This is a genomic window from Winogradskyella sp. (assembly GCF_028289625.1).
Classification (GTDB): Bacteria; Bacteroidota; Bacteroidia; order Flavobacteriales; family Flavobacteriaceae; genus Winogradskyella.
In genome coordinates, this window is the sequence record NZ_JANQOM010000064.1 from 21,970 (window position 1) to 39,320 (window position 17,351).

At 36.6% G+C, this 17,351-nt stretch carries 14 protein-coding genes; 12 read left to right on the forward strand and 2 right to left on the reverse strand.

Annotation, left to right across the window (positions count from 1 at the left end):
- Nucleotides 1-131: 131 nt before the first annotated feature.
- The 8 genes from bshC (at nt 132) to yidC (ending at nt 10,234) form a co-directional block, all read left to right on the forward strand.
- Nucleotides 132-1,736 carry a bacillithiol biosynthesis cysteine-adding enzyme BshC gene (gene bshC / locus Q0992_RS13125; RefSeq protein ID WP_299525156.1) on the forward strand — a complete coding sequence of 535 codons (1,605 nt, stop codon included), beginning with the start codon at nt 132-134 and terminating at the stop codon, nt 1,734-1,736.
- A 64-nt stretch (nt 1,737-1,800) separates the two neighbouring features.
- Entirely contained in the window at nt 1,801-3,336 is a 1,536-nt protein-coding gene (gene guaA / locus Q0992_RS13130; RefSeq protein ID WP_299525159.1) for a glutamine-hydrolyzing GMP synthase, read from the forward strand.
- A gap of 56 nt (nt 3,337-3,392) precedes the next feature.
- Nucleotides 3,393-5,303 (forward strand): LysM peptidoglycan-binding domain-containing protein, encoded by a 1,911-nt coding sequence (locus Q0992_RS13135; RefSeq protein WP_299525162.1) that lies wholly within the window; start codon nt 3,393-3,395, stop codon nt 5,301-5,303.
- Nucleotide 5,304: 1 nt separating this feature from the next.
- On the forward strand, nt 5,305-5,706 hold the full coding sequence (locus Q0992_RS13140; RefSeq protein ID WP_299525165.1) for an OsmC family protein: 402 nt from the start codon (nt 5,305-5,307) through the stop codon (nt 5,704-5,706).
- The gene (locus Q0992_RS13145) at nt 5,707-6,252 is read left to right on the forward strand and encodes a DUF922 domain-containing protein (RefSeq protein ID WP_299525168.1); all 546 of its coding nucleotides are present in this window, start codon (nt 5,707-5,709) and stop codon (nt 6,250-6,252) included. It begins immediately after the preceding gene.
- A 1-nt stretch (nt 6,253) separates the two neighbouring features.
- Nucleotides 6,254-6,490: a DUF3820 family protein gene (locus tag Q0992_RS13150; protein ID WP_299525172.1), complete on the forward strand. Its 237-nt coding sequence runs from the start codon at nt 6,254-6,256 to the stop codon at nt 6,488-6,490.
- A 132-nt stretch (nt 6,491-6,622) separates the two neighbouring features.
- A complete protein-coding gene (locus Q0992_RS13155; RefSeq protein WP_299525175.1) occupies nt 6,623-8,239 on the forward strand; it encodes a CTP synthase in 1,617 nt (538 codons plus the stop codon).
- 87 nt (nt 8,240-8,326) lie between these two features.
- A complete protein-coding gene (gene yidC / locus Q0992_RS13160) occupies nt 8,327-10,234 on the forward strand; it encodes a membrane protein insertase YidC (RefSeq protein WP_299525178.1) in 1,908 nt (635 codons plus the stop codon).
- Nucleotides 10,235-10,558: 324 nt separating this feature from the next.
- On the opposite strand, the gene Q0992_RS13165 is transcribed toward yidC, so the two are convergent.
- A complete protein-coding gene (locus Q0992_RS13165; protein ID WP_299525181.1) occupies nt 10,559-10,804 on the reverse strand; it encodes a hypothetical protein in 246 nt (81 codons plus the stop codon).
- A gap of 124 nt (nt 10,805-10,928) precedes the next feature.
- Nucleotides 10,929-12,347: a fasciclin domain-containing protein gene (locus Q0992_RS13170; protein ID WP_299525183.1), complete on the reverse strand. Its 1,419-nt coding sequence runs from the start codon at nt 12,345-12,347 to the stop codon at nt 10,929-10,931.
- A gap of 68 nt (nt 12,348-12,415) precedes the next feature.
- On the opposite strand from Q0992_RS13170, the gene Q0992_RS13175 reads away from it, so the two are divergent.
- The 4 genes from Q0992_RS13175 to Q0992_RS13190 all read left to right on the forward strand — a co-directional run bounded on the left by Q0992_RS13175 (nt 12,416) and on the right by Q0992_RS13190 (nt 17,227).
- Complete coding sequence (locus tag Q0992_RS13175; RefSeq protein ID WP_299525186.1) at nt 12,416-13,126, forward strand: toxin-antitoxin system YwqK family antitoxin; 711 nt, start codon at nt 12,416-12,418, stop codon at nt 13,124-13,126.
- A gap of 100 nt (nt 13,127-13,226) precedes the next feature.
- Nucleotides 13,227-14,414 (forward strand): tRNA 2-thiouridine(34) synthase MnmA, encoded by a 1,188-nt coding sequence (mnmA, locus tag Q0992_RS13180; RefSeq protein WP_299525189.1) that lies wholly within the window; start codon nt 13,227-13,229, stop codon nt 14,412-14,414.
- Nucleotides 14,415-14,434: 20 nt separating this feature from the next.
- Nucleotides 14,435-16,045, forward strand: a complete 1,611-nt coding sequence (locus tag Q0992_RS13185) for a S8 family serine peptidase (RefSeq protein WP_299525192.1) — start codon at nt 14,435-14,437, stop codon at nt 16,043-16,045.
- A 240-nt stretch (nt 16,046-16,285) separates the two neighbouring features.
- Nucleotides 16,286-17,227: an NAD(P)H-dependent flavin oxidoreductase gene (locus Q0992_RS13190; RefSeq protein ID WP_367277961.1), complete on the forward strand. Its 942-nt coding sequence runs from the start codon at nt 16,286-16,288 to the stop codon at nt 17,225-17,227.
- Nucleotides 17,228-17,351 lie beyond the last annotated feature (124 nt).

Consider the following 17,351-nt stretch of genomic DNA (forward strand, 5'->3'; position numbering starts at 1 on the left):
TGGTTTTTTTTGAAAACTCGTAAATATAAAGAGTGATTTTTAGAATATGATACTTACAGTTTTGAATTAACTAAATATTAGCAGTTAGAATAATCACATAATGTATATTTACACATTCGTTAAATTATGATATGCCAACTGACTGTATTCCTTTTAGAGCGACCAATTATTTTTCTAATTTTATTTGCGATTATTTAGATGAAAAGCCAGAATTAAAAGAGCTTTACAACCGTTTTCCAACGATAAAAAATTTCAAAGCTCAGATTGAAGAAAAGCAAAGCTCTGAACTTGCTTCAGAATTACAAAGAGAAGTGTTGGTAGATGTTTTAAGAAAACAATATTCTAATATTGAAACTTCAGAACTGACTCAAGATAATATACATAGCTTAGCTTCTAAAAATACGTTTACCATTACTACAGGGCACCAGCTTAACCTATTTACAGGACCTTTGTATTTTCTATTTAAGATTATCTCTACTATTAATTTGACGAAGGAGTTAAAACAAGCGTATCCAGATTATAATTTTGTACCTGTATATTGGATGGCTTCGGAAGATCATGACTTTGAAGAAATCAATTATTTCAATTTTAAAGGAAAAAAGATCCAGTGGAATTCTCAACAAAAAGGCGCGGTTGGTCATTTTAAAACCAATGGTCTAGAAGAGGTTTATCAGGTCGTTTCTGCAGAATTTGGCTCAGGTCAATTTGCTGATCAATTAAAAGCATGGTTCAAAGAAGCATATCTTAATCATAATAATTTGGCTGATGCTACACGTTATTTAGCTAATGAGTTATTCGGAAAGTATGGTTTGGTCATTTTAGATGCAGATGATAGTGACTTAAAGCGTTTGTTTATTCCCCATATGGAAAAAGAGCTTTTGGGTCAAACTGCATTTGAGCATGTGTCAAAGACAAATAAAACACTAGAAGAATTAGGGCTTAAGATTCAAGTGAATCCAAGAGACATCAATCTGTTTTATATTGGTGATGGTTTAAGGGAACGCATAGTTTTTAATGATGATAAGTTTAGCGTTTTAGAAACTGACATATCTTGGAATAAGGAAGAACTACTAAAGCATCTTCAAGAATTCCCGGAACGCTTTTCACCAAATGTCATCATGCGCCCATTGTATCAAGAAGTGATACTGCCCAATCTCTGTTATATTGGTGGAGGAGGTGAAATCATCTATTGGCTGCAGTTAAAGTCTAATTTTGAAGCACAAGGTGTTACTTTTCCTGTATTGTTGCTCAGAAATTCTGCTTTGATAAAGACAAAAAAGCAAGCTGAAAAACTAAAAAAATTAGAGATATCTGATCAGGATTTATTCTTGGATAGAAATACTTTTATTAACAAAAAGGTTAGGAAAATCTCAAATATAGATATTGATTTTTCGGATCAAATAAAGCATCTGGAGGAACAGTTTGAAGATCTCCATCAATTAGCCAAATTCACTGACAAATCATTCTTGGGTGCTGTAAAAGCTCAGGAGGTAAAACAAATAAAAGGGCTTAAGCATCTTGAAAAGCGATTGCTAAATGCGCAAAAACGAAAGCTAAAAGATCAAATAGAACGCTGTACTGATTTGCAAGAACAATTGTTTCCCAATCAAAGTTTGCAAGAGCGAAATACCAACTTTTCTGAACTCTATTTACAGTATGGAGATGATTTAATTACGGAGTTAATGAAATCACTTCAACCTTTAATTGGCGATTTTGTAATGTTGACAATGTCTTAATAATTGTCCTCTAAAAACCGACTAAGGTTCATCATTAATCTAAAATCAATTTCTATTTTTGCACATGCAACATAACAAAGTCCTAATTTTAGATTTCGGATCGCAGTATACACAGCTTATAGCAAGACGTGTAAGAGAATTAAATATCTATTGCGAAATTCATCCATTTAATAAGATTCCATCAGATTCAGACAGCTTCAGAGCCGTTATTTTATCTGGCAGCCCAAATTCAGTAAGAGGAGAGGATGTGCTGCATCCAGACCTTTCAGGCTTTAGAGGAAAAAAACCTATGCTAGCCGTCTGCTATGGTGCCCAATATTTAGCACATTTTTCTGGTGGTGAAGTGGCAGAATCCAGCACGCGCGAATATGGTCGTGCCCATTTAGGTTTTATCAAGACCGATGAGGATTTTTTTGAAAATATTCATGAAAGCAGTCAGGTTTGGATGAGCCATAGTGATACCATAAAGCGATTGCCAGAAGGCGGTATTTTATTAGCCAGCACGGAAGACGTTGAAAATGCAGCATATAAGATTGAAGGTGAAGATACTTATGGCATTCAGTTCCATCCAGAAGTCTATCACACTACGGATGGTCATCAGTTGTTACATAATTTTTTGGTTAAAATTGGTGAGATTGAACAAGATTGGACACCAAATGCCTTTGTAGAGGAAACCGTTGAAGAATTAAAGGAAAAGCTCGGAAACGATAGAGTCGTCTTAGGATTATCGGGTGGAGTAGATTCTTCTGTAGCTGCTATGTTGTTACACAAAGCGATTGGAAAAAACCTCTACTGCATCTTCGTTAATAATGGCTTGCTGAGAAAAAATGAGTTCGAAGATGTACTGCATCAATACGAAGGTATGGGATTAAACGTTAAAGGTGTAGACGCTTCGGCACGCTTTTTGGATGCCTTAGCTGGTGAGAGCGACCCAGAGAAGAAACGAAAGACGATAGGTCGTGTGTTCATTGAGGTTTTTGATGATGAAGCACATCGTATACAAGATGTGAAGTGGTTGGCACAAGGCACTATCTATCCCGATGTGATTGAGAGTGTATCGGCAACAGGAGGTCCAAGTGCTACGATTAAGAGTCACCATAATGTTGGTGGTTTACCAGATTTTATGAAACTAAAAGTTGTAGAGCCGCTTAAAGCCTTGTTCAAAGATGAGGTAAGACGTGTTGGTGCTTCTATGAATATGGATTCACATTTGTTAGGTCGCCATCCGTTTCCTGGTCCTGGATTGGCCATTCGGATTTTAGGAGATCTAACTCGCGAGAAAGTACGTATATTACAAGAAGTAGATGCCATTTTTATTAATAATTTACGTTCTTGGAACCTATATGATAAAGTATGGCAAGCAGGAGCTATGTTGTTGCCGGTAAATAGTGTAGGTGTGATGGGTGATGAACGTACTTATGAAAAATGTGTGGCTTTAAGAGCTGTTGAAAGTACTGACGGTATGACGGCAGATTGGGTAAATTTACCCTATGAGTTTTTGCAAAAGACCTCAAATGAAATTATAAATAAGGTAAAAGGTGTTAACAGGGTTGTTTATGATATCAGTTCTAAACCACCTGCAACAATAGAGTGGGAATAAAAAGTGACTTATAAGTTGATTTTGTTTCCAAACTTGGATTAGCTAAAACAAAACAAATGAAGAAGCTTTTAATCATTATACTAATAGGCTTAGCACTGAATCTTGGTGCTCAAAACTATACGGAGCATTCCGTTAAGGCTGGCGAAACGATTGAGAGTATAGCCAAAAAGTACTTGGTAACACCATTCGATATTTTAGCATTAAATCCCGATGCTAAATCTAGCCTAAGACCAAATACAATTTTAATCATTCCGAATTCAAAGGTTAAAAATGAACCTATTGAAGAAGAGTCCAGAGAGTTAATAGGCTATAAAAAACATAAGGTAAAACGCAAAGAAACCCTTTATGGATTATCTCAAAAATATGGTGTATCTGAAGAAGAGATAAAAAAAGCCAATCGTTTTTTGTATTCCGAAAATCTAAAAAAAGGGGACAAGATTAGAATACCAAGGTTTAAGACTTTTATTTCCAAGCAAAGTTATAAGAATACCGTTAAGAAATATACCGTTCAACCCAAAGAAGGGAAATGGCGTATTGCTTATAAATTTGGAATTACTGTAGCTGAATTGGAAGCCCTTAATCCGAACATGAAGCCTATTATTCAGCCAGGTGACGAACTTAATGTCCCTAATATTGAAGACAAGGCAGAAAAACCAATTGATTCCCTTTATAACTATTATGAAGTATTGCCAAAAGAAGGCTATTATAGATTAAAACTAAAAACGGGCTTAACTCAAGAAGAATTAGAAGATTTAAATCCGGAATTAAAAGATGGTGGATTAAAAGCAGGTATGGTCTTGAAAATACCGGCTTCAATAGATACGGTATCAAATCTTTCAGATCTTGAAACAACCAAATTAACCTCAAATCTGAAGAATTTTAAAACTAAAAAATTGGCTTTAATGATGCCTTACCACTTAGATAGAATCGATACCGATTCAATTGAAGAGACAAAGGCTATGATACGAAACAATAAATTGTTGTCGATTGTTCTAGATTTTCATGTTGGTGTAAGAATGGCATTGGATTCGGCCAGGCAATTAGGGATTTCTACCGATTTAAAGGTCTTGGATACACGTTACCAAGCATCTCGAACACGAGAGCTATTAGAGAAAAATGATTTTTCAGGTTATGACGCTGTTATAGGGCCAATGGAAGAAAAGAGCTTTGATAGGGTGGCCATGGCATTACGTCGTAGTAGAGTGCCTGTTATTGCAGCGTTAAATAAGCCTAAGGAGGTTTATGGTAATGTGTTTCAGACGATTCCTGAAGACAAGCTATTTGAAAGGGCTATGATTGATTTTGTGAAAAAAGATAGTCTAAAATCAAAGGTGGTGGTCATTTCAGATCGGGCAAACCGTTCAACCGCCGAAAAGCTAAAGTCCGAGTTTCCGAGTGCAAAACTCATATTTTCACAACCAGATAAGAAAACAGGAAAGGATGCACATTTCATTTATCATACAGAATTAGAAAATGTTTTTCAACCCGGAAAAACCATAGTTTTTCTTGAGACCAATAGTAATGCATTTGCCTCTAGTGTTGTAAGTTTACTTAATGGTCATATTTCTGATGAAGATGATATTGAAATTGTTTTGGTCACCTTGGATAAAAACAGGGCTTTTGAAGGCAAGAATATAGATAATAATAATTTATCTAACCTTAAGTTTCACTATCCTTCAGTCAACAAGGATTTTGATGAAGCTAAGCATAGAAGTTTTGTTAGGTCCTACAGAAAAAAATATGGCATATCGCCAAGTAAATATGTGGCTCGTGGTTTTGACATTACTTTAGATACTTTACTGCGATTAGCCACAGAAGACAATTTGTATGAAGCTTCTGCCGATATTATTGAGACAGAATATGTAGAGAATAAATTTAGATATAACAAATCGCTGTTTGGTGGTTATATCAATGAAGCTGTATATATTGTGAAGTACGATAATTTAAGAATTGTAGAAGCCAATTAATATGACCTCTAAAGTAACCTATCTAGGCAACCTCAGAACGGAGAGTGTACATCTAAAATCAGGGAATACCTTTATTACCGATGCACCTACGGACAATAATGGCAAGGGTGAAGCGTTTTCACCTACAGATACTGTTGCTACAGGATTGGCAAGTTGCATGTTGACGGTGATGGGGATTAAAGCAAGGGATATGGCTATTGATATGTCTGGAACCACGGCCGAGGTTACAAAAACCATGGCAAGTGATCCAAGGCGAATTTCAAAGATTAAAGTGGTGCTTAACTTTCCATTCGAGACTGATAAAAAAACCAAGACTATTCTAGAACGTACGGCTAATACCTGTCCTGTGCATTACAGTTTACATCCAGATATCGAAAAGGATATTACGTTCAACTGGCAATAAATGCAATTAAAATATGTATTACTAGCTCTAGTGTTTCTTTTTGTTGGAATCAATTCCAATGAAGAAACTATGTCATGGAATGAGGAACGCAAACTCACATGGAAAGACTTTAGAGGTAAACCGAACCCTAATTCTGATGCCGTAGCATTAACCGCTTCAGGCATAACCTTCGGCTATTCGGTAAAAACATCTGGTCGTAAAATTATTGGATTTACCACTTCTGTAGAAGCGCATTTTTACCCTAATAAATCGTGGTATTTAGTCAAAAAAGCAGATGACTATATCTTAAGCCATGAACAATTGCACTTTGATATTACGGAACTTTACGCACGTAAATTTAGGCAGCATTTGGAGCGTTTAGTAGTTAACCAGAACATTAAAACACAGATGAATCAGATTCATGAAGCCATAAATGAAGCGTTGACTAAAACCCAAAAAACTTATGACGACCAAACCAAGCATTCCATAAATGTCGAAGCGCAAAAGTATTGGGATACCTACATAAAAGAAGAGCTAAAAAAACTCGAAAAGTATAAGTCACAGTAAATTGGAAGGTAGTAAAGCAACACTTATAGAACTAGCCTATTATAAAATGCCTTTTGGGAAATACAAAGGTGAATATCTTGTCGATATTCCAGAATATTACTACACTTGGTTTAAACAGAAAGGTTTTCCTGAAGGAAAGTTGGGCAGAATGATGACACAAATGCACGATATTAAAATCAATGGCCTGGAGGATATAATCCAAACCATTAAACGTGATTTTGGGAAACAAGCAGATTAAACTGTTTAACATACCAATAAACCTAAACAATTCTTAAATTACTCGTTTAATTTTGTAAATTTGCCTGCGTTTAATACTTTGACAAAGTGCTACACTGAGCCGAGTCGAAGTGCTCAGTAACCAAAACGCAACATGACCACAAACCCTAAGTATATTTTTGTAACTGGAGGTGTGTCCTCTTCTCTCGGAAAAGGCATTATAGCCGCATCTTTAGCTAAACTTTTACAAGCACAAGGTTACAGAACGACCATTCAAAAATTAGACCCTTATATCAATATAGATCCAGGTACCTTAAATCCTTATGAACACGGAGAATGTTATGTTACTGATGATGGCGCAGAGACCGATTTAGACTTAGGCCATTATGAACGTTTCTTAAATGTACCTACCTCTCAAGCCAATAATGTTACTACAGGTAGAATCTATCAGAGTGTTATTGATAAGGAACGACGTGGTGAATTCTTAGGGAAAACGGTTCAAGTGATTCCTCATATTACTGATGAAATAAAGCATAGAATACAGATTCTGGGTAATTCTGGCGAGTATGATATCATAATTACAGAGATAGGTGGCACCGTAGGTGATATTGAATCCTTACCATATATTGAAGCGGTACGGCAATTACAATGGGAGTTGGGTGATAATAATGCCTTGGTGATTCACTTAACTTTAATTCCATACTTATCCGCTGCAGGAGAGCTAAAAACCAAACCGACGCAACATAGTGTGAAAACATTGATGGAAAGTGGAGTACACGCTGACGTACTGGTATGTAGAACAGAACATCAATTAACTAATAGCCTAAAAGAAAAACTCGCACGCTTTTGTAATGTAAAAAAAGAGGCGGTTATCCAGTCTATTGACGCTTCAACTATTTATGATGTACCAAATTTTATGCTTGAGGAAGGTTTGGATAAGGTGGTTTTGGAAAAGCTCAATCTTAAAAGTGGCCAACCTGATTTAGAGCGTTGGAATGAATTTTTGAAGCGTCACAAAAACCCTAAAAGTGAAGTCACTATAGGTTTAATAGGTAAGTATGTTGAGCTTCAGGATTCCTATAAATCCATTTTAGAAGCTTTTATCCATGCAGGTGCAGAAAATGAAGTCAAGGTTAAAGTGGAAGCCATCCATTCAGAATATTTAAATGAAGACAATATCGACTTTAAATTAGGACATTTAGACGGTATTTTGGTAGCGCCTGGCTTTGGAGAGCGTGGAGTGGAAGGGAAAATTGACGCGGTAAGATTTGTTAGGGAAAACAATATTCCATTTTTAGGCATTTGCCTGGGTATGCAAATGGCGGTTATAGAATATGCTAGAAATGTTCTAAATCTCAGTGATGCAAATTCTACAGAAATGGATGAGAACACATCACATCCTGTTATAGATTTAATGGAGTCCCAAAAAAATATAGTGAATAAAGGAGGAACTATGCGTTTAGGTGCTTGGGCTTGTGATATTGTAGAGGATAGTATTGCTTTTAAAGTTTACGATGAAAGTAATATTGAAGAGCGCCATAGACATCGTTTTGAATTTAATAACAATTATAAAGCTCAGATTGAAGCAGCAGGCATGAAGGCTACAGGGTTGAATCCAGAAACAGGGCTTGTTGAAATTATTGAAATACCCAGTCATAATTGGTTTATAGGTGTGCAATACCATCCCGAGTATAAGAGTACTGTAGCAAGTCCACATCCATTATTTGTGGCATTTGTGGCAGCAGCCTTAAAATACAAGAAAAAGAAATAATATGCCACTTTGGCGTTAAATGAAATTTGGACGACTTTTTGAGTCTTCTAAATCATTAATTATATATCCGTATTTTCGGAACATATTATGGAAGAAAAAAAACTCGATATCAATTCAATCATAGGTTTCATTTTAATATTTGGAATCTTGGTGTATATGATGTACCAAAATACACCAACACCTGAAGAGGTTGAAGCGCAAAAGAAAGCTGAGCAGGAGCAAGTAGAAGCCGAGCAAAAATCTAGCAAACAGAACGAAGCAGTTGTTACTACAGAGGAAGATTATAGTAATACCAAAGTCTTAGACTCAACTGAGCGTGTGGCCCTTCAAAGTAAAGTAGGCTCTTTTGCATATGCCTTAGAACTGCAGGGGGAGGACCAAACTACAGTAGAAACAGACGTTTTTGAACTTAAGTTTGACAGAAAAGGAGGTCAACTAGCTCAAGTTAAGTTGAAGAAATTTGTGGATTACGATTCACTACCAATTTATATGGTAAAGGATAAGAATAGTAATTTCAACATAACGTTTGGTACTTCAGATAATCGAACCTTAAACACACAAGACTTTCCGTTTCAGCCTACGGTAAGTAAAAGCGGTGAGAATACGGTTGTATCCATGAAACTTAAAGTATCAGATTCCGATTTTCTTGAGTATAGATACGAGCTAAAACCCAATGATTACATGATTGATTTTTCAATCAGATCTCAAGGTTTAAGTGGAGTTTTTAATACGTCCCAACCAATCAATTTGGACTGGAGGCAAAAAGGGATGCGCCATGCTAAAAGTATAAGTTACGAGAATCGTTACACACGATTGACCTACATGCACGATAAAGACCGTGTTGAGAAACTATCTCAGATGGGTGATGATGAGGAAACGGTTCAAGATATCGAGTGGTTGTCGTATAGACAGCATTTTTTCAGTTCTATTTTGGTAGCTAATGATAGCCCGTTTAGCAAAGTAGATATGACCTCCAAAAATCTAGTTGAAGATGAGGAAGTAGATTCGTTGTTTACAAAGTTATATACCTCTAAAATTCCATTGGCTTTTAGTGGAGGAGAAGTGAATAAAAATCTGGGATTATACTATGGCCCAACAGATGCTAAGATTTTAAAAACTTATGATAAAGACCTTGAGGAAAGTATACCATTCGGTTGGGGAATTTTTGGTTGGATTAATAAAGCTTTATTCATACCGCTATTTGCATTTTTGAGTGGCTTCTTACCATATGGTATTGCTATTATAGTAATGACTGTTTTGGTTAAAATTATGCTATCCTTTGTACAATACAAGCAATTCTTGTCCCAAGCAAAAATGAAAATATTGAAGCCAGAACTCGATGCCATTAGAGCCAAGTACAAGGACAATAAGTTAAAGGCGCAGCAAGAAACCATGGCATTACAAAACAAAGCAGGCGCGAGTCCATTGAGTGGTTGTTTACCAGGATTGATGCAGATACCAGTATTTTATGCCTTATTTATGTTTTTCCCTACGGCTTTCGATTTAAGACAGAAAAGCTTCCTTTGGGTTGACGATTTGAGTTCTTATGATTCTATTGCAGAACTACCATTTAGTATTCCATTTTATGGCGACCATGTGGCCTTATTCCCAATACTGGCAGCTATAGCTATTTTCTTTTACATGAAAATGACTACAGGACAACAAACGGCCATGCAAGGACCTCCACAAGAAGGCATGCCAGACATGGGCAAAATGATGAAGTACATGATTTACTTCTCACCATTGTTGATGTTAGTGTTCTTTAATAACTATGCTTCAGGATTGAGTTTGTACTATTTTATTTCAAACTTGATTAGTATTGGTATTATGATAGTCATTAAAAACTACATTATTGATGAGGATAAAGTTTTAGCGAAGATTGAAGTGAGTAAGAGCAAACCTAAAAAACAAAACAAATTCCAGCGAAAAATGGCTGAGATGATGGAGCAGGCTGAGCAACAAAAACAAATGCAACAAAAGCGTAAGAAAAAATAATAGTAAAAAGAATGATAATCTAAAGCTCTAGTGAAAACTAGAGCTTTTTTAATATGTCATTGACCAAAAGTGCTTTTTGATATTCAATCTCTTTGTTATAGATTTTTTGCTCTCCAAAACAAAGTTGTTAGTTATGATTATAGTACAAACACCAGTTTAAGCTTTGATTGAAAATTACCATATCGTTGGCAAAGAAAAGCCCTTTCCAATACTTTATAACCATTTTCCACGTCATCAGTATTGCGTGACCACTTCGGTCTAAATCAGCAATAACATAGCTGTCAAATGTAATTTAAGTTATGTTACCACTTTTTAATCTCTTTATTAGAATCCCTCAAGGATGCTTATCGATTTAACATCTTTGAAGTAATTTTTATAAAAGAAGTGCCAATCCTCATTATCATTTGTTCCTATCATTTTCGAAGTAAAAAGAAGTTGTTGTATTAGTTTGGTTCCTTCTTCGTTGAGAAAATGGATTTGATCTTTATGCTCATTGATAATAGTTTTGGCCTTTTTAGGTGACCATAAGAAGAAGGGAAAATCTATTTTATAGTTAGTTAAATCCTCCATGAAGAGTTAAAGATAGGTTTAATACTAAAAAAAACCCAGACACCTGTCTGGGTTTTTTTACTAACTAAATCAATCAATATAAAAATGAGGTAATCAGCCTCGATCTTTCTTTTTCAATTCCTTTTTATTGCGGTGGTAAAATAACTGTATCTATCGCATGTACAACACCGTTAGTTGCCTGAATATCTACCAAACCTAATGATGCCAAAATATTACTTTCTCTTCCATTGGCATCAGTAATAACAGTCCCATCTAAATCTAAGTTCCCACCAAGAGTAGGTATAACACCATTCAAAGCACCTAATCCACTAGACTGTACATTATTTCCTGAAACTACATGAAACGTAAGGACATCATCAACTAAGGCTGGGTCTAAATCACCAAGTCCTGTATTACCTGAAGGGTCAAGTTCATCTAGCAAATCAGCAAATGCATCATTAGTTGGTGCGAAAACAGTATATGGGGCTAGCGTCGTATTATCGTCACCAGAAACAGTACCTAGCCATGTTGTACCTCCAGGTAAATTCGAATTATCAGCTGCACCTAAGGCTGCCACAAGGCTGCTCAATGCTGGATTAGCAGCTGCAAAGTCTGCAATAGTTGGTAATAACAATACTTTGTCAATGACATGTATAATACCGTTTCCAACGTTAGTATCAGGGCTAGAAACATTTGCACCCTTTTCAGCCATACTTCCGCCATTTAATTGTACCTCACTGTCAAATCTAAAGTATACACTTAATGCAGTATCATCTGGGCCATTTGTTGAAAGCGTATTGGCATAGCCCTCGCCTGCGGATACAAAATCCTGTGCTGCTTGGGTCACTCCTAAGACATGATATAATAATACCGCTTCTAAAGTAGCAGCTGGAATATCATTCAGACTACTCCATTCTGGTACGTCATTTAACAATGCTACAAAAGCGTCATCCGTTGGTGCAAATACAGTAAATTCATCACCATTTCTTAAGAATCCATCGATAGCTGCATCCAAACCTGATAACTCAAGAGCATCACTCAAAATAGTTAATCCCGCATCGTCTGCAATATCCAAAATAGATGCAATCACTTCGATTGGTGCACCAGTAACATCTAATGAAGCACAGATATTGTTAGTGGTAACAATGTCAAGTACGTCTCCACCAGTAGTCGTGCCGAAATTAATAACACTAAGATCCAAGAAATTTGAATCATTATCATCTGATGTCTCAGCAACTAATGTATGAATAGTGTAAGATCCAGTAGTTGATACGGTGAAGTTTGGTGTAGCACCAGCCGCTTCAATAGTTAAGTTAGTTCCAGAAGTTAATACATAAGTCACTTCATAATCTGTAGGTACTACAATATCACCATTTGGAGTTGCACTAATGTCCGCTGCCCCATCAGTTAATGTAACAGGCGTTGCATTTGCAGTAAGTGTACCAGCGTCAGCTGCACATACAGTTGGTTGCGGATTACCATCGTCGTCGTCACTACATCCAGTAACACCTAAAACCAATAGAAATACTGTCAGTAATTTGAAAGTTTTTGAAATAAATTTCATTTTTTTGAGTTTTTAAAATTGTTCAACATTGCTACAAACAATTAAGTTTGTTTAATCAAAAGTACGAAATGGCTAAACAAAAAGTTTATCTCTCATTTATTTTTACAATAATTTTAACACTCGTTTATGCTCAAAAAGCGGTTAATCAGTTTGATAAAAACGGTAAACGTCACGGTTTATGGACAAAAAATTATTATCAGACCGATCAAAAGCGTTATGAAGGGACTTTTAGGCATGGTAAGGAAATCGATACCTTTAAGTATTACACCTTATCTAACAGTAAAAGTGTGTTGAGTGCTATAAAAGTTTTTAATGAAACCGATAGTATCACTAAAGTGACATTTTACACCTCCAAAAACAAAATCATTAGCAAAGGTAAAATGAATGGTAAGCGCTATGTTGGTGAATGGATTTACTACCATAAAGGCTCATCTGATAAAATGATTGTGGAGTATTATAATAATGATGGTAAACTCGAAGGCGAACGTAGCGTTTTCTATAAAAATGGCAATATCGCTGAAAAAGCACAATATAAAGACGGAGAACTAGAAGGTTCTTACCTATGGTATTCCAAAGATAATTTGTTGTTACGTCAATCCGACTATAAAGAAGGCAAACTAAATGGTAATACCATGTATTACGATTCTAAAGGCCTTGTAACGTCCGAAGGTAAGTATCAAAACAATAAAAAAAGTGGCATTTGGAAATACTATGAGAGTGGTAAAATCAAGAAAGAAATAGACCATACGAATCAAAAAATCATCAAAAAATACGAATAGATTAAAGCTATCTTATCTATAGGATTTACAAATAGCAATCGCAATAGGATTGCTTTTTTTATTTTGTAATTTTGCCCTGGTTTTATAGACAAATATACCTATGCAACGAGTAATAGTTGGACTTTCGGGAGGAGTAGATTCTAGCGTCGCAGCCTATCTTTTAAAAGAACAAGGTTACGAAGTTATAGGCTTGTTTATGAAAAACTGGCATGACGATTCGGTGACCATTTCAGATGAATGCCCTTGGTTAGAGGATAGTAACGATGCCATGCTGGTTGCAGAAAAGTTAGGCATTCCGTTTCAAACCGTAGATTTAAGTGTGCAGTACAAAGAACGTATTGTGGATTACATGTTCAACGAGTACGAAAAAGGACGTACACCGAATCCAGATGTCTTATGTAATCGTGAAATTAAGTTCGATGTTTTTATGGAGATTGCTATAGAACTTGGTGCAGATTATGTAGCAACAGGGCATTATTGTCGTAAAGCGACTATTGAAAAAGACGGAAAGGAAATTCATCAGTTATTGGCTGGTGTAGATAATAATAAGGACCAATCTTACTTTTTGTGTCAGCTATCGCAAGCACAATTGGCTAAAGCCTTATTTCCTATAGGAGAACTCACCAAACCAGAGGTGCGGAAAATAGCTAAAGCACAGGATTTAATCACGGCAGAAAAGAAAGACTCCCAAGGCCTTTGTTTTATAGGTAAAGTACGATTACCAGATTTTTTACAACAACAGCTCAAACCCAAAGAAGGGGTGATTGTTGAGGTTAATGATACACTAGATATTTATAACCAAAGCCAACCAGAGTTTGGCACCAAAGAAGGTGAGTTGGCCTATTTGGCAAAGAAGCCGAAATATTCAATTGCTGATGGAAAAGTGGTGGGTCAGCATCAAGGAGCACATTATTTTACAAAAGGACAGCGTAAAGGTTTGGCAGTCGGTGGTACAAAGGAACCGCTTTTTGTTATTGAAACAGATGTTGAAGAAAACGTTATTTATACAGGACAAGGTAAAAACCATCCAGGTTTATTGCGCAGTGTCTTATTCGTCTCTAATGACGAGTTGCATTGGGTACGCCAAGATTTAGCTTTAAACGAAGACGAGACTATGGACGTTATGGCAAGGATACGTTATAGACAACCTTTGGAAAAAGCAACACTTCATAAAGTTAACGCTGGGCTTTATGTAGAGTTTGAAAATAAACAATCTGCTATCACTGAAGGTCAATTTGTGGCTTGGTACGTCAACAATGAATTATTGGGATCTGGAGTTATTTCTTAAATTGCAATAAAAGAAAAGTCATGATTAGAAAATTAACCATGCTTTTATTGCTCCTTGTCACAATAAATAGCTATGCACAAGAAGATGCTTGGGTGTATTTTACGGATAAGCCGAATGAATCTGCCGCTCTAAGTAATCCTATATCTATACTCACACAAAAGGCCTTAGATAGAAAATTGCATCGTGGTATTGCTCTAGACAGTAGGGATGTCCCTGTACATGAGCCTTATATCGCTGATTTAAAAATGCAGACAGGAATTACTGTTATGGCTAAGTCTAAATGGTTTAATGCAGTGCATATTAGAGGAACTCAAGCAGATATTTCTGCCCTGAGTAGCTTAGCTTATGTAGATAGTATTGATTTTGCAAATACTAATTTGTCGGATTTGGGTTCTCGTGTAGAAACTGTTCAGGATAAAATGGAAGTTGAAAACGAGAGTATTGTTTTTACATATGGTGATACGCAAAACCAAGTAGAAATGATTAATGCGGACAATTTACACTTTAATGATTTTACGGGAGAAGGAGTCACCATTGCGGTGATGGATTCTGGCTTTCCTAATGTTAATACCATGAGTGCTTTTCAAAGATTACGAAATAATGGTAACTTGTTGGATGGCTACGATTTTGTAAATCGCAATGCAGATGTATATGCCAATGCTGCGAGTTCTCATGGAACAAGAGTTTTAAGTACTATGGCGGCTTATATTCAAGATGAGTATGTAGGTACTGCACCAGACGCATCTTATTATTTATTTCTTACGGAAGATGTTGGAAGTGAAAATCCTGTAGAAGAAAGTTATTGGGTAGAGGCTGCAGAGCGGGCTGATAGTTTGGGTGTGGATATGATTAATACTTCACTGGGCTATACAGAGTATGACAATGCTAATTACAATTATACACCAGCAGAAATGAATGGCCAAACGGCCTTTATAACCAAAGGAGCATCTATCGCAGCCGAAAAAGGAATTTTAGTAGTGGTGAGTGCTGGAAATTCTGGGGCTAGCTCATGGCAGACTGTTGGGGCACCAGCAGATTCCCCTAATGTGCTTTCTGTTGGTGGTGTTGATGCTAATGGTAATTATGTGGCATTTAGTTCTCAAGGTGGGGCAGCGCAGGTAGGTTATCAGAAACCGGATGTTGTCGCAAGAGCAGGACTAGCATACGTGATAGATGAAAACAACAACATTACCCAGAATAATGGTACCTCATTTAGCGCGCCAATTCTGTGCGGTGGTATCGCGTCGTTATGGCAATCCATTCCTGATGTATCACCTGTAGAAGTGATGGAATTTGTAAGGCAATCTGCTTCGCAATATACCATGCCAGACGACTTTTTGGGTTACGGTATACCAGATTTAGCTTTGGTACGGACCTTAGGGACAGAAGACGAAACTATAGAAAGCTTCGATTTTTATCCGAATCCAGTAGAGAATCAACTAAATTTTGATTTGACTTCTGATACAGAATTTAAAGTTTCTTTATTCAATTATCTAGGTCAAGAAGTTTTAAGTACTAAAGTAAGTGTAACATCAAATTCTATAAATTTTGAACAACTGTCTTCTGGTGTTTATATTATGAAACTTTTATCAGTGTCACAATCGCGAACCTTAAAGATTATTAAGCAATAAACGCTGTACTTTTTTAAGCTTAAGAATTAATGGTATTTGTCAGACTGAGTGTAGTCGAAGTCAAAAAAATTATCTACCTTTTTGATAAACAGGTATCGAGAACTAGTCAAATATTGAAATTCTCATTCTCGATACAAATTTCTCTCATTCACATTCGCTAAAGTCAATCGAATTGACGAATTTTATCAATCTTTAGTGTCATGCTGAGCGCAGTCGAAGCATCTAAACAACAATTCTATCATGAAAAACAGAATCACCTCATTGTTTAACATCACATATCCAATCATCCAAGCAGGCATGATTTGGAATAGCGGCTGGCGCTTGGCCTCTGCAGCAAGTAACTCTGGTATTCTAGGGCTAATAGGTGCAGGTTCAATGTATCCCGATGTCTTACGCGAGCATATCCAGAAATGTAAAGCCGCGACCGACCAACCCTTTGGTGTAAACGTCCCAATGCTCTATCCAAATATTGAAGAGATTATGGAGATTATAGTTGCCGAAGGTGTAAAAATTGTGTTCACTTCTGCAGGAAATCCAAAAACATGGACCTCTTGGTTGCAAGATAAGGGGATTATCGTGGTACATGTAGTGAGTAGCGTAAAGTTTGCCCTTAAAGCCCAAGCCGCAGGTGTGGATGCTGTTGTAGCTGAAGGCTTTGAAGCAGGTGGTCATAATGGACGTGATGAGACCACAACCTTAACTTTGATTCCCATGGTAAAAGAGCAGCTAGAAATTCCCTTGATAGCGGCTGGAGGTATTGCTACTGGAAGCGCTATGTTGGCTTGTATGGTGTTGGGAGCTGATGGGGTACAAGTGGGTAGCCGATTTGTAGCGAGTGAAGAATCCTCAGGACATCCAGATTTTAAACAAGTGGTGGTCGATGCTAAAGAAGGAGCTACCCAATTGACTTTAAAAGAATTGGCACCAGTAAGGCTTATTAAAAATAAATTTTTCAACGACGTCCAAGAGCTCTATAAAACAGGGCCAAGCGCAGAAGAATTGAAAAACTTATTGGGTAGAGCAAGAGCCAAACGTGGTATGTTTGAAGGCGACTTGGATGATGGCGAATTGGAGATTGGTCAAATTTCTGGACTTATTCACGATATAAAACCGGTAGCTGAGATCGTAAAGGATATGGTGGCTGAGTTTGAGGAGGCTAAGAAAAATATAGCTTCACTTTGATTAAAATTACGTAGTTCTAAGTATTGATTTCTTCGAATGGAAAAGCTAACTTCGCTTAACAGATGATAAAGTCAACCTGTATTGAGCATAGCCGAAGTATTAAAACTGACTTTATCTAATTGTT